The organism is Owenweeksia hongkongensis DSM 17368, assembly GCF_000236705.1.
Classification (GTDB): Bacteria; Bacteroidota; Bacteroidia; order Flavobacteriales; family Schleiferiaceae; genus Owenweeksia; species Owenweeksia hongkongensis.
Genome location: NC_016599.1, coordinates 259,416 through 282,985 on the forward strand (window position 1 = coordinate 259,416; position 23,570 = coordinate 282,985).

Here is a 23,570-nt window from a genome sequence, read left to right on the forward strand (position 1 = left end):
GAATACTCAATTATTGGGAAATTTCATTTTTGTGTGGCTATAAATCAGTTTCAAATTACCCTATTTGCCCTTCAATCTGTACATTTGCCGCCCTTAATGAATTGTAATAAAAGCTTATAATAATATGAAAGTTACCGTAGTAGGTGCCGGAGCAGTAGGTGCCAGTTGTGCTGAGTACATCGCCATGAAGAACTTTGCTTCTGAAGTAGTGGTGGTAGATATCAAAGAAGGATTTGCAGAAGGAAAAGCAATGGATCTTATGCAAACCGCTTCACTTAATGGTTTTGATACCAAAATCACTGGAAGTACAAATGATTACTCCAAAACTGCAAACAGCGATGTAGCGGTAATTACTTCTGGTATTCCACGTAAGCCAGGTATGACTCGCGAAGAGCTTATCGGCATTAATGCGGGTATCGTAAAAGACGTTGCTTCAAAAATTATTGAGCACTCTCCAAACGTAATCATCATTGTGGTTTCTAACCCAATGGATACTATGGCTTACTTGGCGCACAAAGCTACCGGCCTTCCTAAGCACAGAATTATTGGTATGGGTGGAGCACTTGACTCTGCACGCTTTAAGTACCGTTTAGCTGAGGCTTTGGATTGCCCACAGTCTGACATTGACGGTATGGTAATCGGTGGACATAGCGATACTGGTATGATTCCATTGACTCGCCTTGCTACTCGTAATAGTGTTCCTGTTTCTGAATTTATCTCAGAAGATAGATTGAACACCGTACTTGAAGACACTAAAGTGGGTGGTGCTACTTTAACCAAATTGCTAGGAACCTCCGCATGGTACGCTCCAGGAGCAGCTGTATCATCTATGGTTCAAGCTATTGCTTGCGACCAAAAGAAAATGTTCCCTTGCTCTTGCTTACTTGATGGAGAGTACGGACTAAGCGATATTTCTATTGGTGTACCTGCTATCATTGGCAAGAATGGTATCGAAAGCATTGTAGAAATTGAACTTAACGATGCTGAGAAAAACAAGTTGACAGAAAGTGCTGATGCTGTTCGCAAGACTAATGGTCTTTTGGAAGCATAGTATTTGTTAGATATATGTTATTTGAAAGCTCTGTATCCTTAGGATACAGAGCTTTTTGCTTTTAAGAGCGGTATCATTTTTGTTATCAAGCCCTTCTTTTTGTCAGAAACATAACATTTGTAGTATTAACCCTTCGGTATATTAGCCGAACAAAAATTGAAAATGAAAACAATCAAACATCTTACTCTTGCAGCAATCTTAGCGACAACCTTGCCTGCATTAGCACAAAGTGAAAACGAAATGGAAAAAGACAGCAAAACTTTAACAGAAACTCTGAACGAGCGGAAAGAGAACTTTAACGCAACAGCACCTGCTGATAAAAAGAAAGATTATGCTGAAGGCATAAAAGCTGTAGAGGAATCAGGTGTGTTGGAAGCGGCAATAAATGTGGGAGATAAGGCTCCTAACTTTAAACTTAACAATGCTGTTGGAAAGAAGGTTTCTCTTCATGAGGAGCTTAAAAATGGACCGGTAGTTTTGGTTTGGTATCGAGGAGGATGGTGCCCTTACTGCAATATTACCTTGCATTACCTTCAGGAAAATATGGACGAGTTTAAGGCCAGAGGTGCAAACTTGTTGGCATTAACACCGGAAAACCCTGATAAGAGTATGAACACCACTGAAAAAAATGAGCTTGAATTTCAGGTTTTGAGTGATTTAGATAATAAGGTGGCCAAAGAATATGGAATCGTTTTTAAACTTACTCCAGCAGTAGCGGCAAGATATGAAGAGGGATTTGGCCTAAGCGAATATAATGGAAATGACAAGGGAGAACTTCCATTGGCGGCTACTTATGTAATTGATACGGATGGAAAAGTAACCTACAGTTTCTTACATGCAGATTATAGAGAGCGTGCTCCAATTGAAGATATAATCCAGGCTTTGGATGAATTGAAGAAGGATTAAAAATCCATGACGTAATGCATATTTGGAGTTGCCACTAAGACTGGAATTTCTAATTCATGTTCAAGTTTCAGCTTAAGGCTATGTGCTGCTGTTTCTTCACCATGATTAAGAATTATTCTTTGTGGCAACTTCGATGTGTGTTTTACCCATTCCAGTATTTCGTTACGGTCGGCATGTGCTGACAATGAATCAAGCTGTGTGATTCGAGCTTGAACCTTATAATACTTGCCAAAGAATTTGATTTCAGGTACACCTTTCGCAAGATCACTACCACGTGTGCCTAAAGCTTGAAAGCCAGGGAGTATTACTACGGTAGAAGGTTTTGAAATATGAGCTTCTAGATGATGAAGAATACGCCCTCCGGTTATCATACCACTTCCCGCAATTACAATTTTGCATTCTTCCATAGCTACAATTGCTTGTGAAGCTCTGTAATCTGAAACTATTTCAAGGTTACGGTTCATGATATCACGAAGCTCGGGGTCTTTTAAAAACTCATAAAAGCTCAGTAGTACTTTGGTCACCTCAGTAGCCATAGGACTATCAAGGTAAATTCTTAATGAGGGAATTTTTTTGTCTCTAATCAGGCACAAGAGAATGTAGAGTATTTCCTGAGTTCGCTCTACGGCAAAGCTGGGGATTAAGATTTGACCTTTTTGCTCGTAACCTAAGTTTACAGCTTCCTTAATTTGGTCAAAAGCAGACGTTACACCATGTAGTCGATCACCATAGGTAGATTCAAGAATTAGTAAATCAGCTTCTGGAAGAGGTTTTGGTTTTGGCATTATGAGAGGCTTTAACCTGCCCAAGTCTCCTGAAAAAACAATTTTCTTGACACCTGCATGAACTTCCACCATGGCGCTGCCCGGGATATGTCCATTTTGAATAAATGTAAACCTAAGATCTGGCCCAGGAACCATCCACTCGTTGTATTCATGTGTAACTATTAAGTTTAATGTATGGTGCACATCTTCTGTTGTATAAAGCGGTTCTGCCTTTTCATGCTTAGAATACTTTTTTCGATTAGCCCGCTCTGCGTCTTCTTCCTGAATTTTAGCACTATCAAGAAGTATAATACGAACGAGTTTGGCAGTAATAGGTGTACAATGGATTTGTCCCTTAAAGCCTTGTTTTACAAAGCGGGGTAGGTATCCACTATGATCGAGGTGTGCGTGGGTAAGAATAATGTCCGAAACATCAGATGCCAAATCAAGATCTTCCCAATTCTGTTTTCGAAGCGATTTTATTCCTTGAAAAAGGCCGCAATCAATAAGTATTTTGGATCCATTGAAGGTTAGTAATGTTTTAGAACCAGTAACAGTTCCTGCAGCACCTAAAAATTTAAGGGATAACGAGTTTGGTTTCATAGCCTTTGGTATATAGCAATAAAACTACGGCATATCTGAATACTGTTTAGTGATATTTATCAGCTAGTAATCAATCTTGTCCTTTTTTGTTTTCCAAAGCTCCATCACTTTCACACCTTCTTCCTGAAGAAGTTGCTCGGTTTTTATCTTCCTTTCGGAAGATTGTAATGGTATTTCCTGATAAATAAAATCATCATCAAACCCGATGGCAGCAGCATCCTGGCGAGAGCATGCATAAACTAACCTATCAGGTCTAGCCCAATAAATAGCACCCAGGCACATAGGGCAGGGTTCGCAGGAGGTGTAAACTACACAACCTTCAAGCTGAAAAGAGTCAATTGCTTTGCATGCGTTGCGAATGGCTACAATTTCTGCATGTGCAGTGGGGTCGTTGGTGGTAGTTACTTGATTATAGCCATGGCCAATTACCTCACCATCTTTTACAATCACACAACCAAAAGGACCGCCACTTCCACTATCCATTCCTTTTTGTGAAAACTCAATTGCCAACCTTATGTAAAGTTCGTCATTCATCTTTTTTTTAGGATTGAATTAAACCATCACTATCCAACTCAGTCTATAAAGATAGAATTACAAGCGTAGCTAATTCTTTTGAGTTAATTTTTTTGTGTTTAGTTTTAGTTTAGTTGAAGAGCCCCTCAGGTATTATTACGTGAGGGGCTTTGTTTTTTTGAAAGTCTTTACCCGGTAAAAATGCTAGGTCTGTGATCTTTTGCTACATTTCTTGTTATTATATATTATGAAGAGAAAACTTCGATTCCCAAGAATTGTAAAGCCTTTTGAGGCAAAAGAGAAAATCATTCTCAGAGATTATCTCGCTTTAGAGCGAACCACCTTGGCAAATGAAAGGACATTATTCTCCTACATTCGAACCAGCCTTTATTTGGTAATTGGAGGGATTGGTTTACTCAAGCTTGAAGATTTTAGCAGTTTGCGCTGGCTCGGAAATGTTTCCTTGGTAATCAGTGCCTTGCTTATTATTTATGGTTTAATCCGATATTTTATGCTCAAGCGAAAGCTGCTGAAGTTTTATGAGAACAAAGATTTGCCAGAGTAAATTTTATCTCGCCAAATTGTGCTTGTAGGAAAATGGAGGCAGCCTTATTATTTTCTATCGGTTTTGTCATGTGTTTTCAAAGATGTGGTCTGAAAGTCGTGTTATTAAAGGAGAATGTTGCAATTGGTTACTTCTAATGTTTACTTATTGTTTTGTTTCAGTTAAGGATGACTTGTGGTCAAATTATTATTATTTCTACTGTTGAATTTGGAAACACACTGTAAATCAATAGGTAGTAATGTTATTTTAAATCAATTTAAATTAGGTGCTTAAGATTGAATTAATAGTGAGGGAAATTTTGAGGAACATGAGCTAAGGACATTTAGGCTCATTAATAAATCCTTAAAAATCACCGAATTCAATGAAAAAAGTTACCAATTGGATTTTCCTTGCGGCTGCCCTTTATGGAGGAGCAATAGCCCAAGCACAAGTCCAAACAGTGCAAGTGCAGGTAAACTCCTCGTCAAATGACGCAGAAGAAGACCTTACCAACAACACACTAGATCTTACGAGTACAGATCTAGAACTATCTACTGACGGAACTGACCAAATGGTGGGTATTCGTTTTGAAAGTCTGAATATCCCAAAGGGTGCAATTATTCAAAGTGCATCTATCCAGTTTACTGTTGATGAAGTTACCACTAGCGGAAACGTTGATGTAGTAATCGCATTTGAAGATGCTGACGATGCAGCTTCCATTTCAGGAGGAAACGGTAGCCTTACCAACAGAGCTTATACATTAAATGACGCAGTACTTTGGAACGTACCGGCATTTGCCAATGTAAATGATAATGGTGCTGATCAAAGAACTCCGGACTTGAAAGCCAGTCTTCAAACCGTAGTTAATAGAACAGGTTGGGTACAAGGAAATTCTGTTTTAGCAGGATTCATTGATCCAGTTTATTTGAGTGTTCCTGGATATACCGGAAATACTGGTAAGCGTACCGCTGAGTCATACAATGGCGAAGCTAATTCATCTCCGATCCTTACTGTTACTTACACACCGCCTACAACTTACCAATCGGGTGCATTCCCAGTTTTGAGTAACGCTTCTTGGAAGTATGATGACAGCGGAAACGATCTTACGGGAACCAACTGGACAGCTCTAAACTATGTGGATACTGCATGGGATTTTGGAAATGCACCATTAGGTTATAATAATGGTAATGAAAACACCACTTTAGATTTTGGTGCTGATGCAAACAATAAGCGCAACACTTATTACTTGCGTCATACTTTTAACGTTACTGATGCTTCTGCTTATGATTCACTAGTATTTGATGTAATGCGTGATGATGGAGTAGTGGTATATGTAAATGGTGTGGAGGCTTTCCGCCAAAATATGCCTTCAGGAAATGTTGCGTATGGAACTGCGGCTTCTGCCACCGTAGGCGGTGCTAATGAAACTACCTACTATAGAAATGTAACTGCAAACCTTTTGCAAAATGGCCTTAACGTGATTGCTGTAGAATTGCACCAAGCTACTGCAAGTAGCTCTGACCTAAGCTTTGATATGAAAGTAGATTTTGAGCTTCCTCCATTAGGACCAACTACTTACCCGCTTACTGCAGGTACTGAGTGGAACTACCTTGACAATGGTACCAGCCTTGACGCTGCTGCTTGGAAGGATACTTCTTTTAATGATAAGAACTGGACATTTGGAGCCGCTCCTTTAGGTTATGGCGATGCTTATACAACAGAGATTTCTTATGGTCCTGATGCTAATAATAAGTACATCACATATTACTTCCGTAGAGATGTAATGGTTGATTTGAATAACGTTACTGATACAGTGTATTTAGGTCTTCGTAGAGATGACGGAGCCATTGTATACATTAATGGGGTAGAGGTAGTGCGTAGCAATATGCCTAGCGGTTCTGTTGATTATTTAACTCACTCTTCAAGCATTATTGACGGTGCTGACGAAACCAGCTACACCATTTATAAACTTGCAAAATCAGTTTTGAGAAATGGAAGAAACCAAATCGCAGTAGAAATTCACAATCGTGATGGACAGAGTTCTGATATTGGTTTTGACCTTTTCTTAGAAGATCAGCCAGCTTACAACCCTGGTGTATCTTGTACTGATGAGCACATTGGTTGCTTTACATCTATCAACCCAACTGCTCAAACTTCAAAACTGATTATTGCTAAAGAGCATAAGTTTCAGTTGATCTTTAAGCAAGGAGAAGCTTATACCAAAACCGGTCCTGGTCTTCCTACTACCGTTCCTGGAAACCATGACTTTACCGGATATGTTCCAATGAATGGAAGCAGTGAGTTAGGTCATCTTGCTATTAACCATGAGAACACTCCAGGTGGAGTTTCATTGTTAGACTTGCACTTTGATAAGTCTACTCAACTATGGGTTGTAGATACTACGCAGCCAGTAGATTTTTACAATAGTGATTTAGTTTCTACTACTCGTAACTGTTCTGGAGGTATTACTCCTTGGGGAACAATCATTACGAGTGAAGAATCTAGAAATACTGGAGACAATAATGCTGATGGATATCAGGATGTAGGTTGGCATGTAGAAATTGATCCTCTTACTGGTAAAGTTTTGGATTATGACAACGATGGTAAGCAAGACAAGCTTTGGGCAATGGGCCGTATGTCTCATGAAAACATCGTAGTTGCTGATGATAGCGTAACTGCTTACTATGGTGAAGATGGTGGTACCTCTGTAGTTTACAAATTTGTGGCTGACAACAAAGGAAACCTTAGCACCGGTAAAGTGTATGCACTGAAATTAGATCAACCACTTTCTGGTGGAGATCCTACTGGAACTACTGCTACCTGGATTCCTGTTCCAAATGCTACTCAAGCTGATAGAAATAATATGTACTCAATTGCAGGTTCTTTGGGAGCAACCAATTTCAACGGTGTAGAAGATTGCGAAATAAGCCCTATCGATGGTAAGGTATACTTCACTGCCAAAGGCCTTGGTCGTACTTTTAGATTTGCGGATAACGGGAACACTGTTAGTGAGTTTGAAACTTTTGTTGGAGGCACTTCTTATGACATCGTTACTGAAAGTGGTGTGGTAAGCGAATCTTGGGGTGGAGGAAACGATAACCTTACCTTTGATGATAAAGGAAACCTTTGGGTACTTCAAGATGGTGGTCGTAACTATATTTGGGTAGTTCGCCCGGATCACACTCAACTTGATCCAAAAGTTGAATTGTATGCTTCTTTTCCAAGAGGTTCTGAGCCAACAGGTCTTACTTTCTCTCCAGATTACCGTTTCGGATTTGTTTCAGTTCAGCATCCAAGTAGTTCTAATGCTTCTCAGGAAGATGCTAGCGGAAATATGGTGACTTTCAACAGATCGGCCACTATTGTTATCGCTTTGGCTAAAGATCTTGGTGCACAACCAAAAGATTCTATCGCAGTAGTTTCAAATAGCGAATGGAGCAAATCTACCTTAACTACTCAGGCTAATGCCGGTGGTTACCCATGGAAAGGTGTAGCAGGTGAGTTACCAGCTGATAGCACCTTTAGCTTAATGGCAGAAGAAGGACAGCCATACAGATGGCACGGGGTAGACAGTGTGGATGGGGCTAAGGTTATTAAAACCGATGCGTATGTTACTTACTTCCGTAAAGACTTCAATCTTAGTGTAGATACCAACATTACTGCTCGTTTCCAAGTAACTGTAGATGATGATATCGAAATTTATCTAAATGGTAATTTGGTAGCACGTGAAGGAGACAGAAGGCAAGCAAATGCTCAAAATGTTCCTCATGACATTATTTTCCATGTAAATGGAACAGTAGAAAATGGGTACAACGGTGGTGATGAGTTTGATTATTACACTAGCAACAAAATGGAAGAGTACTTAATGGCTGGAAACAATACCATTACACTGGCAATCCGTAATGGTACAAATAATGACCTAGGTGGTTTCTCTTTCCGTATGGATTTAGAAAGTGGTATGGCTACCACACCAGTACAAACGGACAGCATCGTTTCTGATAACCTTTGGAAGTTGAGCACTGTGTCTACCAATTCTACAAGCCAGCAATTTCCATGGATGGGAGTAGCTTCTTTACCGGCTGATAGTACTTTTAGTATTCCTGCAGAAGTAGGCCAGCCGTACAGTTGGAACAGCATCCTTGAAGTACCAGGATCATCAGTATTGAAAGCTGAAGAAAATGTTACTTATTACAGAACATGGTTTGAGCTTTCAGACAACATGGATCTTAATACCCGTATCCGCAGCTACTTTGATGATAATGTTGAGGTTTACATCAACGGTACTTTGGTTGCTCGTGAGCAAGATATGTTTGGTATGGATAACTTCACTGGAAACGCGCATGACTTGATGCTTAATGCTGATGGAACTATGGTTAATCCAAATGCTGGTGGTGATGCTTTTGACTATGTAGGTGCTGCCGACATGGACACTGTGTACCAAGTAGGAATGAACCACGTAACAGTAGCTTTGAGAAACCGTATAGGTGATAAAGGTGGTTTCTCTTTCCGTATGGATCTTGACAAAGCTGGAAATGCAGTAATAGTGAAGAAAAACGCTGAGGCTTCTGCTGAAGGTGCTGCTTCATTTGCAGTGTATCCTAATCCTACCAGCGGTGTGATCAACATTGCTTTGCCACAAGCTACGGCTAGCGAAGTGATGATTTTCAACATCAACGGAAAGCTAATGTACCACGCTGATGCACAAACTGAAGTAGAAGTTGATTTGAGCGCTTACCCTGCAGGAGTTTACTTCCTTAAGGTGAAGAATGGTTCAGAAAACTTTACTGAAAAGTTGATTAAGCACTAAGCGGTTTCTAACCCTTATTTCTAAATCCCTCCCGGGCAACCGGGAGGGATTTTTTGTTTCTACACCTTTTCTTAATATAGGCTTAAGAGTCAGTTAAGTTGAGTAGTTCATTTTTGTGGATTATGAATAGACTTCCCATGAAGATGAATTTTGCTGCAAAGCGCCTGTGGATACTCCTTACTATTGTTGGCGCTGTGTTGATGTTTCAATTTTACAATCCATCTACTGCCGAAAAAGTGAAGGTGCTTAATGCCACACTTAGCCAAAGTTTTGAGGAAGAAATTGAAAGCTTAAGAGTAGTTGCCGAAAAGGCAAGGGAAGGAGAAGCCAGCAGCGAACAGCTAAAAAGCCAACTAGTAAGAACCCGCCAGAGCTACAAAAGGCTTGAGTTTTTACTCGAATATTTTTATCCTGAATATGTGGAGGAGCATATCAATGGCGCCCCACTTTTACACATCGAAACTTTTGACACCAACCCAATGGTGATTCCACCGGAAGGACTGCAGGTGTTGGACGAAATGATTTTTGCCGAAGACTGGAACGAGAATATTAAGGAAATTGCCTTGCTTTCTCGACAATTACAAATGCAATCCGGATTTCTATTGGCCGATTTCAAAAGCAGGACACTAAAAACAGAGGAGCTTCTAAATGCGGCTCGCTTAGAAATAATTAGGATGGTGTCCATGAGTATTACTGGTTTTGATACGCCTGGTTCGCTCAACGGTTTGGATGAAGTTTCGGTTTCTCTGAAAAGTATGGAAACGTACCTTGAGCCTTTGCTTCAAGCTTCGGATAAACCAATTCATAATGAAGTTTTGGAGCTTTTGAACGAAGGACAAAAGCAGGTTTCAAATAGCACTTTTGACGATTTTGACAGACTTACTTTTATTAAAGAAATAGCTGATCCCCTGTATGAAAAGTTGACTAAGATTAGCAATTATGCTTACCCGGAAAGTAAAGGCGGTTGGAACCCAAAGAGCAAAAGCATTTTTGCAAATGATGTGCTCGATCCTTATTTCTACAGTCAGCTTAGCGCAGAAGAAGATTCGGATGAGTTGAGAAACCTTGGGAAGAAGATTTTTTACGATCCGTTAATTAGCGGAAACGCACAAATGAGCTGTGCTACTTGCCACAATCCTACCAAGGCTTTTACTGATGGCGAAAAGCGATCGCTGAGTTCCGTAGAAGGGAAGACGGTGGAGCGCAACGCACCTACATTGCTAAATGCCGTTTATGCAGATCGATACTTTTATGACTTAAGAGCCTTCACTTTGGAGCAGCAGGCACAGCACGTAATTTTCAATCCTGATGAATTTAACACTGCCAATGCTGAGATTTTAGAGAAACTGAATGATGACAAAGAATACAAGTCAGTCTTCAAAGAAACCTTTGGCAGCAAGAAAATAAACGAGGAGCAATTTGCCTCGGCCTTGGCTTCCTACGTTTTGTCATTGCGATCTTTCAATAGCCCTTTTGATAAATATGTACGGAATGAAGAAGCTAAGCTACCGGATGACGCCAAGCGAGGCTTCAACCTTTTTATGGGAAAAGCAGCTTGTGGTACTTGTCATTTTGCACCAACTTTTTCAGGCTTAGTTCCTCCCAATTTTATTAAAAATGAAACAGAGATTTTGGGCATTTTGGCTACTGCCAATGATGAAGAGTTGGACGATGACCTTGGGAGAATAAATAATCAGATCCACAGCGAAAAGGCTTGGATATATGAACGTTCCTTCAAAACGTCAACGGTGAGAAATGTGGAGCTTACTGCACCTTATTTTCACAATGGAGAGTTTGCTGAACTTCAGGATGTGATGGATTTTTACAATAATGGAGGTGGAGCAGGAATTGGCTTAGAAGTTACAAATCAAACCTTGGCTCCGGATTCACTTGGTCTTTCACAAAATGAAATGAATGATATCATTGCGTTTATGAAATCGCTTACGGACACTACTTTAAATTATTAATTGATGGCTCCGAAATTCACCATAATTACGCTTTTCGTTTTTGGATCATTGGCTCTTTCTGCCCAATTCGCCAATCCTACTGAGCCGGTATATTCCGCGATAAGCGAAGCTGCAGAGGTAGATAATGCCACACAACTTAACCTTCGCGACTTGCAGCTTTTTCAGCTGGATGATAGTGCCGAGGAATTGAAGAATCTCACTTTTCTAAACTTGATGAAAAACAATATGGAGAGTTGGGACAAGAGCATTTTTACACTTACAAATCTCCAAACTTTAAATGTGAAGGAGAATAGCCTGAAGGCCATTCCAAAAGAAATCGAAAACCTGAAAAAGCTCGAGGCTTTGGACATTGCTAAAAACAAAGTACCAGAGATACCAAAGGAGATGGGAGAGTTGCAAAGCTTAAGATTATTGCACGCTTCCTTTAACAATGTGGTTTACATTTCGCCAGCGCTAGGTACTTGCGAACAGCTTCAAGTTATTGATCTGTCTCACAATCAACTGAGTGCTATTCCAGCTGAATTTTCAAGTCTTAAAAATTTAAAAACATTGCAACTGGGCTATAACCAGTTTAGAGAATTTAAAGGCGATTGGTGTAACATATCAAGCTTAGAGGATTTAGATTTAAACCATAACTATTTGCGGAATTTCCCTGGTGAGGTGAAAAAACTGAAGAGTCTGAAAGCTTTGAATCTTTCGAATAATGAACTGACCGAACTTCCTGAAGAACTTTGTAAGCTGAAAGATCTGGAACAACTTATTCTTTCAGAAAATGCTTTGACAGAACTCCCTCGTAATATTGGCCGCCTTAAAAATCTACGAACGCTTATAGCAGTGGGAAACAATTTTAGCGAAAGCGAAAAGACGCGAATTAAAGAGGCACTGCCTGGCTGCACGGTTATCCTTGATTAAATCGCCAGACTAGAATATTGGCTATATTCGGGCTCCCAAAAAAGTATTTATTATTTATGATGAAGAGAGCCTTCTTATCGCTTACCATTGCCGCAATTGTACTATCAGCTTGTAATTCTAACACAGGCGACACCGCTGTTTCTACGGAAAAAGCGGAGGAGACTGGTGTTCCAATTCCCAAGCAAATGGGGGTGGTAAACGATTTTGAAGGAATCATTAGCGATGAGGACGAAATTGATTTAAGTACTGCAATTGAAAACTTTGAAGAAAGCACTGGAAATCGCATTGTGGTGGTTACTATGGACACGATTCCTTCTGATGAAGATGCAACTCTGTTTGCCGCCAAAATTGGTAATCAATGGGATGTGGGTGACGGATCTAAAAACAATGGGCTTATTATTTTGATGAGCGAAGGTGTAAGCCAAATTGGTATAGCAACCGGTCAAGGTGTAGAGCAGGTTTATAATGATTCCGTTTGCGATAATGTGATACGAAGCATTATTCCTCACCTCAGTGTAGGCGATTACTCTGGAGGAATGGAGAAGGCAGTTTCATTGCTTGGAGAAGTAAGCCATCCTTCTGAAAAATAGATTGGTAGTGGCACAGTCTGTGTTAATATCCACACCATGAAAAGTACTTTATACTTTGCCTTATTAGGTATTCCCCTTCTTTTTGCGGCTTGTGATCCACCCGATTCGGTAACCCAAACAGAGTATGTGTATCGTGATGATATGCGAACTTTGGTAAAAAATATTGCTCAGGAAGCGAGAGCTGCCCGACCCAGTTTTATAGTGGTTCCTCAAAATGGCCAGGCCGTGGCTTTGCGAAGTTACTGCAGTGATTGCGCCACATCTGTTGATGTGGATTACATGAATAGCATTGATGGTATTGGACGTGAAGACTTGAATTATGGCTACTCCAAAGACAATGTGTTAAACAGCGCAGCCCAAAATCGTGAGTTGAGCAATTTCCTGAATTTGTATGAAGATGCCGGGAAAACAATCTTGGTAACAGACTATGTGTACTCGCAGGCTGGTGTGGATGATTCATACCAAACCAACAGCAATCTTGGCTATGTAGGTTTTGCTGCTCCATCACGTGAGTTGGATGAAATTCCCACATATCCTATCAAACCTTTTCAGGAGAATAGTGAAGATATCAGCTCCTTGGCTGCTGCCAAAAATTTCTTGTACATCATCAATCCATCCAACTATTCAGGGAAAGATGATTTTTTACAAGCGGTGGCCAATACCAATTATGATGTGGTTATAGTAGATGCTTTTTATGAAGATGAGCTTTTATCTTCAGGAGATGTACAAAGCCTTAAAACCAAAGCTAATGGCGGAAGCAGGCTGGTGCTGGCCTATATGAGCATTGGCGAAGCAGAAGACTACCGCTACTATTGGGGTACCGAGTGGGAAACAGAAAAGCCCGAATGGCTGTTGGAAGAAAACCCGAACTGGGCGGGGAATTACAAAGTGCAATACTGGCACTCAGATTGGCAAGGCATTATTTACAGCAATTCAGATTCATACCTTAATAAAATTGTAAGCTCAGGCTTTAGTGGTGTTTACCTGGACATCATTGATGCGTATGAGTATTTTGAGGAGTAAGGAGATACTTATCGTACTACGCGCTCAGGCCTTGTTCTACATTCAAGCGATCCAGAAATCTATTCATATCCCTTGGCCTGTAACTTAAACAAAGCCGCATATTTACCATCTTTCTCCAGAAGTTGATCATGGCTGCCAAGCTCCAATAGCTCACCGTTTTCTAAAAATAGAATGCGATCGGCCATACGCACGGTGCTAAAGCGGTGGCTTATGAGGACAGCTGTTCGTCCAGCAATAAGTTCTGAAAAGCGGATAAAAACTTCATTTTCAGCTCGGGCATCCAGGGCGCTGGTGGGTTCATCCAAAATCATGAGTTGTGCTTCGCCCATGTAGGCACGGGCCAAAGCTATTTTTTGCCACTCGCCACCACTCAGCTCTACACCACCTTCAAAGCGTTTGCCGAGAAACTGCTGGTAGCGCTCCGGGAGTTTGTCAATTACGGTGTTGGCCAGACTTTTATCAGCACTATCCTCAATCAGATCCTGTTTTTGCAACTGGTTGATATTTCCAATGGCAATGTTTTCATCAGCTTTAAGCTGAAACTTCACGAAATCCTGAAATATGATGCTCACGTTTTTGCGTAAGTCTACAATGTCATATTCTGAAAGGTCTACACCATCCAGAAGAATTCGCCCTTCGGTAGGTTCATAAAGGCGAGACAGAAGTTTTACCAGAGTGGTTTTTCCTGCACCATTTTCACCAACCAATGCTAACTTTTCACCAGCCTTCAAATGAAAGTTGAGATGTTTTAGAGAGTAGCGTTCGCTGCCTGGATATTTAAAACTTACGTTTTCAAAAGTGAAACCTTGAAGAATAGGATCCGGGATTTTGGGATTACTACTTTTTGGTATGATTTGCGGACGAAGCTCAAAGAAATCAAAAAGGTCTTGCAGGTAAAGAGCACTTTCAGCAATCTGGCTAAAGCGATTCATGATACTTTGCAGCATATTTCGCATTTGTAAAAATGACCCCGCCAAGAAGGTGAGTTTACCTAAAGAAATGTCACCATTTACAGTGTCAATCACAATATAAACATAGGCGCCATAGTAGGCCACAGTACCGACAGCGGTAAGCAAGCTACCCCAAAATGCCCTGCTGGTGGCCAGCTTTTTATTGGCCTTATAATATTCCTCAGTCAGTTTTTTAAATCGCTGTGAGATAAAATCCTGAAGACCAAAAATCTTAATCTCCTTGGCCGTTTCATCACTAGCGCCAATATACCTTAGGTAATCAAGCTCTCTGCGTTGAGGTGTCCAGCTGCGGGTGAGGCTATAGCTGCGCTCGCTAAAAGTGGTTTCGCCCAAAAAGGAAGGAATGATAGCAATAAACAGAATGACAATTAGCAGTGGCTTAAAAGCAATAAGCCCCACCGCAAAAAAGATGATGGTGATAATATCCTGAAGCTGGGTGAGCGTTTGGCTCATAAGTGCTGTGCGGCTATTGGTTTGCCTGCGGGCACGCTCCAGCTTGTCGTAAAACTTGCTATCCTCAAATTGATATAAGTCTAAAGTGGCAGCATGGTGAATGAGCTTTACAGAAGTTTCATTACTAAAAAGATCGCCAAGCAAGCTATCCAGCAAAGTGATGCCTCTATTGATGATGTCGCTAAAAAGTGCAAGCCCCAGCTCCATGGCTAGGTAAATCCAGATATTGTGAAAATCCTTGTTTTCCTGCGCTATTTGAAAAACGATTTCATCAATGATGAGCTTGCCCACCCAAAGCATAATTACCGGAATGGCCGCTTTTACAATACGCAATACCACATTCCCCAGCGTCATACCCGGACTGGTGTGCCATATCATTTTGAAAAAACGGGGAAGGTTACGGAAAGCACTAACGCGATCCTTGAGTTTTACTTTTTCCTTTGCCATTGGGTAAAGGTCAATTTTTATTTCGGAAAGCGGGAGTGGGGTTTGTTATTGGGAGATAGGGGGAGGTGATAGGAACGTTTTGCATATGGCTTGTGGCGGTTTCGGAGCACTTTCCTGTCCGCTGAAACCAAAGCTGGCTACGAAGCGAAAACCTTGCTGGCTGCCGTTCACCCGCCATAAGCTATATGTGTTGTTGGCGGTAGTTTTTTTCTTTAATTTTTAAGCGAAACTTGGTCCACCTGCTTTTCTGAGTGCCGTAGAAAACCTCTGCATAAATTTTTGACCTTGTCCGCTTGATAGAAACATGATTTTATGAGAGGGACAGTCAAAATCATCTAATTCAATAATTACATTCATAGCTTTACTATTACCTCTTCTGCCCGATTCAAAATGATTCATTCTAAGTCTAGTTACTTGATTTACATTGAACTTCTTATTCTTGAAAGATAATGTCTGTTCATTAAAATTCACGGTAACACCAGCTTGACTGAATTCGTTTTCGTTAGCTGTGTATTTGGAGTTTGAGAAACCTTTGGTAAATAGATAGATTAATACTCCAATAATGATTGCAAATATTAAATACACAAATGTCATAGTTGTTATTTTATTGGTTGATACTCTTGATTAAGGTTGTAGTCTATTAGAAGGCCTTTTTCTTCGTCATATTTCCAGATTATATGACTTCCGAACATAGCTTCTTTACTTTTAATTTTGTGGTCGTCTTCAGGAATCATAATGAAATTTAGGTTGTTTCTTTGGTTGTGAAGAATCATTCTTAGTTCATTATCGTCCGCCTTTTCAATTTCCACCTCTTCATATTTATTCAAGGGGTTAACAGGTTTCCATTTGCCAACAAAATCATCTAAATCTGATTCACCTGTGCAGGCATTTAGGATTAAGACTGAAAGTAGAATTAATTTTTTCATAGGTCATTGAATTTGAATTAATTGTTAATGTTGCGAATTTTTCGTTTTTAAAGTACCGCCAACGGTCTATGTATGGTGCGTATCCCGAAGGGTATGCACTATACATTTTGTTAGGCGCTTTCTTTCTTGTTAATTTTCATTTCACTGTATATTTTTAGCAACTCCTTTGAAATTTGAGCCGTTGTTTCGTCCTTCAAATCTCCTTTTTCAGAGCTTATATTTTCTAAAATTTGAATTGACATACCTACGGCATTAATTCTTTCTAATACGTCCACATAGTTTTTTGCTTGTTTCATAGTCGACCGATAAATCAACAAGAATGTTCCTCCAATAAAGTTTACGACTATTCCTGAACAAGTTGCTAGGATAGACGGATTCATAAGTTCAGGGTCCGTAAAAACCTGATAAACTCCGAAAATAATGAGGCCAAAACCCACAATCATAACAGTAACAGACAAATAAAAAATTGAGGAAACTTGTTGGAGGTTTCGGTTCAGGTAACTTTCAAGTTTTAATCTAGCTAATTCCCAAGCCGTTTTCGTTTCGGTTGGTTTTTCTTTTACCTCCTTTTCTAGATTTTCAATTTTCTCCTCTCGCTTTTCTCTGTCTTTCGTGTCCTCGTAAACTTTAACACCCAACCCGATAAGTGCAGCAATAGCTCCAACTGCACCCGCTATTATTTCAAATAATTGTTCATTAGATTTATCAATTTTGGAGACCACAGTTACAACTATTGCAATCATTGTCAAAAAAATTGCCAGTTTCACGGTCAATTTCAACTTCGAATTAGAAGAGGTCAGTCCTTTTATTAATCCTTGGATTATGTCGGTTAGTAAGTTCATTTTTTCAGATTGCGCCTAACTAGCGGCTAACGGGAATTCCCGTTATATCCACTATATAATTTTCGTTTAAAGCCCAATATCCACTAAGGTTTGATACACAGCGGTCAGGCTAGCGTAAATATATAAGAAATTGGAATGGGGAAAGGTGAAGAAATGAAACCGCCCCGAATTTCTTAGAGGCGGTCTGTGTACTTTATTAGAACATTTTATCTAAATGTTGTAATGTCTTAGCCCACCCTTTTCACTTTAGAAAACTTAATGTCCAGGTTGCGTTCGTAGTTGCGTAGCGTCTGCACTTCGGTGGGGGTTACAAAACACATAGAAACACCTTCTTTGCCGGCACGAGCAGTTCGCCCACTGCGGTGGGTATAGTATTCATCACTTTCGGGCAATTGGTAATGTGCTACAAAGGTGAGGTCAGATATGTCAATTCCTCTTGCTGCAAGGTCTGTGGCAATAAGTATGCGTAGGGTTTCATTCTTAAAGGAGCGCATCACTTTATCTCTCTCTTTTTGGAGTAAATCACCATGTATGGCATCTGTGGCTATGTTTTTTGCTATCAATTGCTTAGAAAGCAGTTTAGCGGCAGCTTTTGTTTTGCAAAAAATCACTCCTCGGTTTTGCCCTTCTGACTTTAAGAACTGCAAAAGAGCAGGCAGTTTCTCAGAGTCTTCACACATCACGTAGCGGTGCGAAATATTTTTGTTTACGATATCGTCTCCACTGGCTTTAAGGCGCGCAGCATCTTCAGAAAGGTGTTTGGAAATGATTTCCTGTATACCTTGCGGAAGGGTAGCTGAAAAAAGCCATTTGTTTTTGGCGGCAGGAAGAAAACTCAGGATTTCATCCAGTTCGGCTTTAAAGCCCATGCTCAGCATTTCGTCTGCTTCATCCAGTACCACAGTTTTTACTTCGCTAAGGTTTACGGCCTTCTTTTTCACCAAATCAATCAATCGGCCGGGTGTAGCTACCAGAATATGAGTAGGGCGTTGTAGGGCAGAAATCTGGCGGTCAATGTGCTCACCACCATAAACGGCTTCGGCAAAAATTTTATCGGTATACTTAGTAAACTTGAATAACTGCTTGGCCACCTGTTTTGCCAGTTCACGCGTGGGACATAGAATTAAACCTTGAACGGCATTGCGCTTTGGATTTATTTGTGCCAACAAGGGCAGACCGTAAGCAGCTGTCTTTCCGGTTCCCGTTTGTGCTCGTGCCACAAGATCTGTAGCTCCCGACATCAATAGGGGTATGGCCTTCTTTTGAATTTCAGAAGGTTCAATAATATTTAGTTCAGCAAGGCCTTTTACAAAGTCAGCGCCAATACCAAGTTCTTTAAAATTTTTCAAAACAGATGCTATTAAAAGTGGGCCGAAGGTACGCCAAACTTTGAAGGAGGGTTGTAATTATACTTACGTGTTTGGTTGGAATAGGAAATGAGGTGGAGGAGTGCGGGAAGGTTTGACACGTCCTAAAATAGGTTGACGGTTTTTAAATAGATTTTTAATGAACCCTAGAAGCTATAGCTTCTAGGGTTTTTTCATGTATAAAGTTAGGTGTTTTATAGTTGAGACTTAGGTGTGGACGCAAGTTGTTGTAGGTTTCAATGGACTGTTTTATCAGCAACTGTAGCTCGCTAGCTGTGTTGCAGGTTTCTATCAGGAACTCATTTTTGAGGATTCCATTAACTCTTTCAGCCAAGGCATTCTGGTAGCAGTCATATCCATCCGTCATGGAAGGGGTGACCTGATGTTTTTGAAGTTCATTTTGGTAAACGGCTGCGCAATATTGAAGTCCTCGATCTGAGTGATGGATCATCGGAGCTTGACTACGCCTATGTTTCATAGCCATTTTCAAAGCTTTGACCACCTGCTCTGCGGCCATGTCTTCGCTTAGGTGGTACCCCATGATTTTTCGGCTACAGGCATCGGTTACCAAAGAAAGGTAATGGGTGCGTTCCCTGGTTTTTACGTAGGTAATATCACTGACAAGAACCTCTTCCGGACGGGTTACCTTATGCTCCTTAAGTAGGTTGGGATGCTTGTGCAACCAGTGTTTGCTATTGGTGGTTTTGGTGTAGGTTTTCTTTGGCCGGATCAGCAGGTGTTCTGATCGCAAGTAGTCAAAGAAAGCATCCCTACCTATTTTGATTCCCATTTTCTTCAGATCCGACTGAAGCAAATAGTAGAGTTTTCGTGTGCCCAGCCGGGGCATACGCATCCTAATGGCCAGTACCATAGGCTTGAGTTGTGCTAATTCATCAGCTCGATTTAAAGCTCTTGCACGAGCCTGATAGATGGCCTGACGGCTAATCCCAAACAAACGACAACTGTGGGTAAGGCTTACTTGCTTTTGTTGCCGGATGCGCCAGATTGTTTGGGTAATACCTTTTTTCGGATAGAAATTCCATGCTCTTTATCCGCCATATCAATCGTTATGTTAAGGATTTCATTCTTCAAACGTTCATCAGATAGCTCGCGCTCTAAGCGTTTGATGGTTTGGGCCGGGGTTTCTTTTCGTCTGGGATTGCTCATGGAGTGTAGGTAAGGTTTGCTCCAGTCTAAGCTACCATGTTTTCTGAGCCAAACCAAAACCGTACTTCTACCTTGGATACCATAGGCTTTCTGAGCTTGTTTATACGTCATTTCGCCTTTTTCTACCTGGCTGATCACCGCCAGTTTAAAGCCCATGTTGTAATCACGCTGACTGCGCCTTTTACTTGATCCTGAATTTCTTGACATAATAAGTCCAATTTGTGTCAACTTATTTCAGGACGAGACAGTTTTAAAAGTAAAAAAGCCCCGACATTTCTGTCGAGGCTTCTTTAAGAAGTTGAAAACCAAAAAAGTTAAATACTTATTTTACTTTATTCACAACAGCTTTGAACGCTTCAGGGTGGTTCATTGCAAGGTCTGCAAGAACTTTTCTGTTTAGTTCAATTCCACTGGATTTAACTTTACCCATAAAAGCAGAGTAAGACATTCCTTCTTCTCTAGCTCCAGCATTGATACGCTGAATCCAAAGAGAGCGGAAATTTCTCTTTTTGTTTTTACGGTCACGGTAGCTGTATTGAAGCCCTTTTTCAACGGCATTCTTGGCTACTGTCCACACGTTTTTTCTACGACCAAAGTAACCTTTGGCCTGTTTCATCACTTTTTTTCTACGAGCCCTTGAGGCTACTGAGTTTACCGATCTTGGCATAATTTTTAATTTTTTTGTGCAAGGCGTTCCGAGGTTAATCGAAATCTTAGGTGCACTTACACAGGGTTAATTAATAACTCTAATTTGTTAAATACAAAGTTGCTTTTTGATACTAGCCTCATCCACCTTGGCAACTAATCCAGATTGGGTAAGGTTACGCTTTTGCTTAGTCGTTTTCTTAGTAAGAATGTGACTCTTAAAGGCGTGCTTTCTCTTGATCTTTCCAGAACCAGTAAGCTTAAAACGCTTCTTGGCACTAGCTTTTGTTTTCATTTTTGGCATCTTCTTTCGCTTTTATATTCGGGTTTTCAACTTTTTGCTTTGCAGTATTTAGTACAAAGTAGGTAGTACCAAGTATGGCTCCTATTCTTCGTACTTTATACTTAGTACTATGTACTTTTTACTTTTTAGGAGCAATCATCATTATCATGCGCTTACCTTCCAGCTTGGGCATGCTCTCCACTTTTCCAAGATCTTCAAGATCTTGAGCTAAGCGAAGCAATAAGATTTCACCTTTATCTTTAAAAACAATTGAACGTCCTTTAAAGAAAACGTAAGCCTTAAGCTTAGCACCTTCTTTTAAGAAACCTTCAGCATGTTTCCTTTTGAAGTCGTAATCGTGATCGTCAGTATTCGGGCCAAACCTGATTTCCTTTACAACGGTCTTTTGAGCTTTTTGGGCAATTTCCTTTTGCTTCTTTTTTTGGTCGTAAAGAAACTTTTTATAGTCTACAATCTTTACTACCGGAGGGTCGGCTTTGTCAGCAATAAGTACCAAATCCATTTCGGCATCTTTTGCCATTGCTCTTGCTTTCTCAATCGGGAAAACCCCATTATCATCAGGATTATCGCCAACCACACGAACTTGTGGAAAACGGATTTTCTCGTTAATCAGGTGAGCGTCTTCTCTTTTTATCGGCCCCCTGTTTCTGTTGTTGTTAAATCTCTTAGCCAGTGTTACTACTTTTTAATGAAACTTATTATTATTCAAAATTTTCTATCTGATCGCTCACCTCTTTGTTTACCATATTGGCAAACTCTTCGATGCTCATGGTTCCGATATCACCTTCGCCATGTTTGCGCACAGATACAGTATTTGTTTCTGCTTCTTTCTCACCAACGATAAGCATATACGGGATTTTTGATACTTCAGCATCGCGAATTTTTCGTCCCGTTTTTTCTGCCCGCTCGTCAATGAGCGTGCGAAGGTCGTTATTTTTAAGGAGATACGAAACTTTTTGAGCGTAGTCCATATATTTCTCACTAATTGGCAAAATAGCAACCTGATCAGGCGTAAGCCATACAGGGAAATTTCCACCGCAGTGCTCAAGCAATACAGCTACAAATCTTTCCATGCTACCAAATGGTGCACGGTGTATCATCACTGGGCGGTGGGTCTCGTTATCAGAGCCTTTATACTCTAGCTCAAATCTTTCTGGTAGGTTGTAATCTACTTGAATAGTTCCCAGCTGCCACTGGCGACCCAAAGCATCTTTTACCATAAAGTCAAGCTTAGGACCATAAAAGGCCGCTTCGCCATATTCTACCACAAATGGCAATTCTTTTTCGGCTACAGCCTCTTTAATTGCGCTTTCTGCTTTCTCCCAGTTTTCATCGCTACCGATGTACTTACTGCGATCTTCTTTATCTCTTAATGAAACCTGAGCTTTATATTCTTTAAAGTCAAGTGTTTTGAAAATATAAAGAACAAGGTCTATAACTTTTTTAAATTCTTCTTTCAGCTGGTCAGGCGTGCAGAAAAGGTGTGCATCATCCTGAGTAAAGCCACGAACACGTGTCAATCCATGAAGCTCACCACTTTGCTCATAGCGATATACGGTTCCAAATTCTGCAAAACGAATTGGAAGATCGCGGTAGGAGCGAGGTTCACTTTTATAAATCTCACAGTGATGCGGGCAGTTCATGGGCTTTAGCAAATACTCTTCACCATCAACTGGTGTAGAGATTGGCTGGAAGCTATCCTTACCATATTTGGCATAATGACCACTTGTAACATATAATTCTTTACTCCCAATATGTGGAGTAATTACCGGCTCATATCCTGCAGCACGCTGAGCTTTCTTTAGAAACTGCTCCAATCTTTCGCGTAAAGCTGCACCCTTTGGCAACCAAAGTGGAAGACCTTGACCTACTCTTTGCGAGAAAGTAAATAGACCTAACTCTTTCCCTAACTTACGGTGATCACGTTTTTTGGCTTCTTCCAAAAGTTCCAAATACTCTTTCAGTAAGGCAGCTTTTGGAAATGAAATTCCATAAACACGAGTAAGCTGTGGATTGTTTTCATCTCCGCGCCAGTAAGCACCAGCTACGCTCATCACCTTTACGGCTTTGATAAATCCCGTGTTTGGAATATGTCCACCACGACACAAATCCGTAAAGTCAGCGTGATCACAAAAAGTGATTTCGCCATCTGTTAGATTTTCAATCAATTCCGTTTTATAAGGATTGTCGGTGTACATAGCCAAAGCATCCGCCTTGCTCACTGGGTGAAGCTTGAATGAATGTTTTTGACGAGCATTTTCCAACATGGCTTTTTCAATCTTGGCAAAGTCGCCTTCACCGATTGATTTATCACCAAAATCTACATCGTAGTAAAAACCATTTTCGATGGCTGGTCCTATCGTAAGCTTGGAATCAGGGTAAAACTGCAAAATAGTTTGCGCCAAAAGGTGAGCGCTAGAGTGCCAAAAAGCCGTTTTTCCTTCCTGGCTGTCCCACGTATGAAGCGTAAGGTTTCCATCACCAGGAAGAGGATCCATAACCTCTACCGTTTTGTCGTTGAATGTGGCGGATAACACATTGCGCGCCAATCCGCTGCTTATACTATTGGCTACATCAAAAGCTGATGCACCATCTTCAAATTGTTTTACACTGCCATCGGGCAAAGTGATATTAATCATAAGCCTAGCCTAATTTTTTAAGGAGGGCAAAGATATAAAAAGGCTGGGCTGACCGTGGGTTTTTTGGTGATTTGTTCATGTGTTTTATTTAGAAATAAAATCCTTTTTTGACCATGTAAAGGATTGTGA

At 40.6% G+C, this 23,570-nt stretch carries 20 protein-coding genes; 8 read left to right on the forward strand and 12 right to left on the reverse strand.

Annotated elements, in window-relative coordinates; all coding sequences use genetic code 11:
• Positions 1-124: 124 nt before the first annotated feature.
• Both mdh and OWEHO_RS01210 read left to right on the forward strand, forming a co-directional pair.
• Positions 125-1,051, forward strand: a complete 927-nt coding sequence (gene mdh / locus OWEHO_RS01205) for a malate dehydrogenase (RefSeq protein ID WP_014200624.1) — start codon at positions 125-127, stop codon at positions 1,049-1,051.
• A gap of 162 nt (positions 1,052-1,213) precedes the next feature.
• Complete coding sequence (locus tag OWEHO_RS01210) at positions 1,214-1,957, forward strand: peroxiredoxin family protein (RefSeq protein ID WP_014200625.1); 744 nt, start codon at positions 1,214-1,216, stop codon at positions 1,955-1,957.
• On the opposite strand, the gene OWEHO_RS01215 is transcribed toward OWEHO_RS01210, so the two are convergent.
• On the reverse strand, positions 1,954-3,324 hold the full coding sequence (locus OWEHO_RS01215) for an MBL fold metallo-hydrolase RNA specificity domain-containing protein (RefSeq protein WP_014200626.1): 1,371 nt from the start codon (positions 3,322-3,324) through the stop codon (positions 1,954-1,956). The genes OWEHO_RS01210 and OWEHO_RS01215 overlap by 4 nt on opposite strands.
• A 63-nt stretch (positions 3,325-3,387) precedes the next feature.
• Positions 3,388-3,858: a nucleoside deaminase gene (locus OWEHO_RS01220; protein WP_014200627.1), complete on the reverse strand. Its 471-nt coding sequence runs from the start codon at positions 3,856-3,858 to the stop codon at positions 3,388-3,390.
• Positions 3,859-4,084: 226 nt separating this feature from the next.
• On the opposite strand from OWEHO_RS01220, the gene OWEHO_RS01225 reads away from it, so the two are divergent.
• From OWEHO_RS01225 to OWEHO_RS01250, 6 genes are all read left to right on the forward strand, one after another.
• Positions 4,085-4,402 carry a DUF202 domain-containing protein gene (locus tag OWEHO_RS01225; protein ID WP_014200628.1) on the forward strand — a complete coding sequence of 106 codons (318 nt, stop codon included), beginning with the start codon at positions 4,085-4,087 and terminating at the stop codon, positions 4,400-4,402.
• Between the two features lie 361 nt (positions 4,403-4,763).
• Positions 4,764-9,188 (forward strand): alkaline phosphatase PhoX, encoded by a 4,425-nt coding sequence (locus OWEHO_RS17650; RefSeq protein WP_014200629.1) that lies wholly within the window; start codon positions 4,764-4,766, stop codon positions 9,186-9,188.
• A 122-nt stretch (positions 9,189-9,310) separates the two neighbouring features.
• Positions 9,311-11,155 carry a cytochrome-c peroxidase gene (locus tag OWEHO_RS01235; protein ID WP_143764444.1) on the forward strand — a complete coding sequence of 615 codons (1,845 nt, stop codon included), beginning with the start codon at positions 9,311-9,313 and terminating at the stop codon, positions 11,153-11,155.
• A 3-nt stretch (positions 11,156-11,158) separates the two neighbouring features.
• Complete coding sequence (locus OWEHO_RS01240) at positions 11,159-12,067, forward strand: leucine-rich repeat domain-containing protein (RefSeq protein ID WP_014200631.1); 909 nt, start codon at positions 11,159-11,161, stop codon at positions 12,065-12,067.
• A 56-nt stretch (positions 12,068-12,123) separates the two neighbouring features.
• Positions 12,124-12,657 (forward strand): TPM domain-containing protein, encoded by a 534-nt coding sequence (locus OWEHO_RS01245; protein WP_014200632.1) that lies wholly within the window; start codon positions 12,124-12,126, stop codon positions 12,655-12,657.
• Between the two features lie 36 nt (positions 12,658-12,693).
• Positions 12,694-13,680 carry an endo alpha-1,4 polygalactosaminidase gene (locus OWEHO_RS01250; RefSeq protein ID WP_014200633.1) on the forward strand — a complete coding sequence of 329 codons (987 nt, stop codon included), beginning with the start codon at positions 12,694-12,696 and terminating at the stop codon, positions 13,678-13,680.
• Between the two features lie 59 nt (positions 13,681-13,739).
• Here OWEHO_RS01250 and OWEHO_RS01255 read toward each other — a convergent pair whose 3' ends face one another.
• From OWEHO_RS01255 to thrS, 10 genes are all read right to left on the reverse strand, one after another.
• On the reverse strand, positions 13,740-15,551 hold the full coding sequence (locus OWEHO_RS01255; protein WP_014200634.1) for an ABC transporter ATP-binding protein: 1,812 nt from the start codon (positions 15,549-15,551) through the stop codon (positions 13,740-13,742).
• A 219-nt stretch (positions 15,552-15,770) separates the two neighbouring features.
• Positions 15,771-16,145, reverse strand: coding sequence for a hypothetical protein (locus OWEHO_RS01260; protein ID WP_014200635.1), 375 nt, complete (start codon positions 16,143-16,145; stop codon positions 15,771-15,773).
• 5 nt (positions 16,146-16,150) lie between these two features.
• Positions 16,151-16,477: a hypothetical protein gene (locus tag OWEHO_RS01265; RefSeq protein WP_014200636.1), complete on the reverse strand. Its 327-nt coding sequence runs from the start codon at positions 16,475-16,477 to the stop codon at positions 16,151-16,153.
• 110 nt (positions 16,478-16,587) lie between these two features.
• Positions 16,588-17,319, reverse strand: a complete 732-nt coding sequence (locus OWEHO_RS17655; protein WP_014200638.1) for a TRADD-N-associated membrane domain-containing protein — start codon at positions 17,317-17,319, stop codon at positions 16,588-16,590.
• A gap of 227 nt (positions 17,320-17,546) precedes the next feature.
• A complete protein-coding gene (locus OWEHO_RS01275; protein ID WP_014200639.1) occupies positions 17,547-18,668 on the reverse strand; it encodes a DEAD/DEAH box helicase in 1,122 nt (373 codons plus the stop codon).
• A 154-nt stretch (positions 18,669-18,822) separates the two neighbouring features.
• Positions 18,823-20,060 (reverse strand): IS3 family transposase gene (locus OWEHO_RS01280; RefSeq protein ID WP_407635930.1). Its coding sequence is split into 2 segments (ribosomal slippage): positions 18,823-19,688 and positions 19,688-20,060, totalling 1,239 coding nucleotides; the frame shifts between segments, so codons are not numbered across the junction.
• 115 nt (positions 20,061-20,175) lie between these two features.
• Positions 20,176-20,520, reverse strand: a complete 345-nt coding sequence (rplT, locus tag OWEHO_RS01290) for a 50S ribosomal protein L20 (protein WP_014200642.1) — start codon at positions 20,518-20,520, stop codon at positions 20,176-20,178.
• Between the two features lie 87 nt (positions 20,521-20,607).
• A complete protein-coding gene (rpmI, locus tag OWEHO_RS01295) occupies positions 20,608-20,802 on the reverse strand; it encodes a 50S ribosomal protein L35 (protein ID WP_014200643.1) in 195 nt (64 codons plus the stop codon).
• Positions 20,803-20,920: 118 nt separating this feature from the next.
• Positions 20,921-21,415, reverse strand: a complete 495-nt coding sequence (infC, locus tag OWEHO_RS01300) for a translation initiation factor IF-3 (protein WP_143764448.1) — start codon at positions 21,413-21,415, stop codon at positions 20,921-20,923.
• A gap of 88 nt (positions 21,416-21,503) precedes the next feature.
• Positions 21,504-23,441 (reverse strand): threonine--tRNA ligase, encoded by a 1,938-nt coding sequence (gene thrS / locus OWEHO_RS01305; RefSeq protein ID WP_014200645.1) that lies wholly within the window; start codon positions 23,439-23,441, stop codon positions 21,504-21,506.
• Positions 23,442-23,570: the final 129 nt, after the last annotated feature.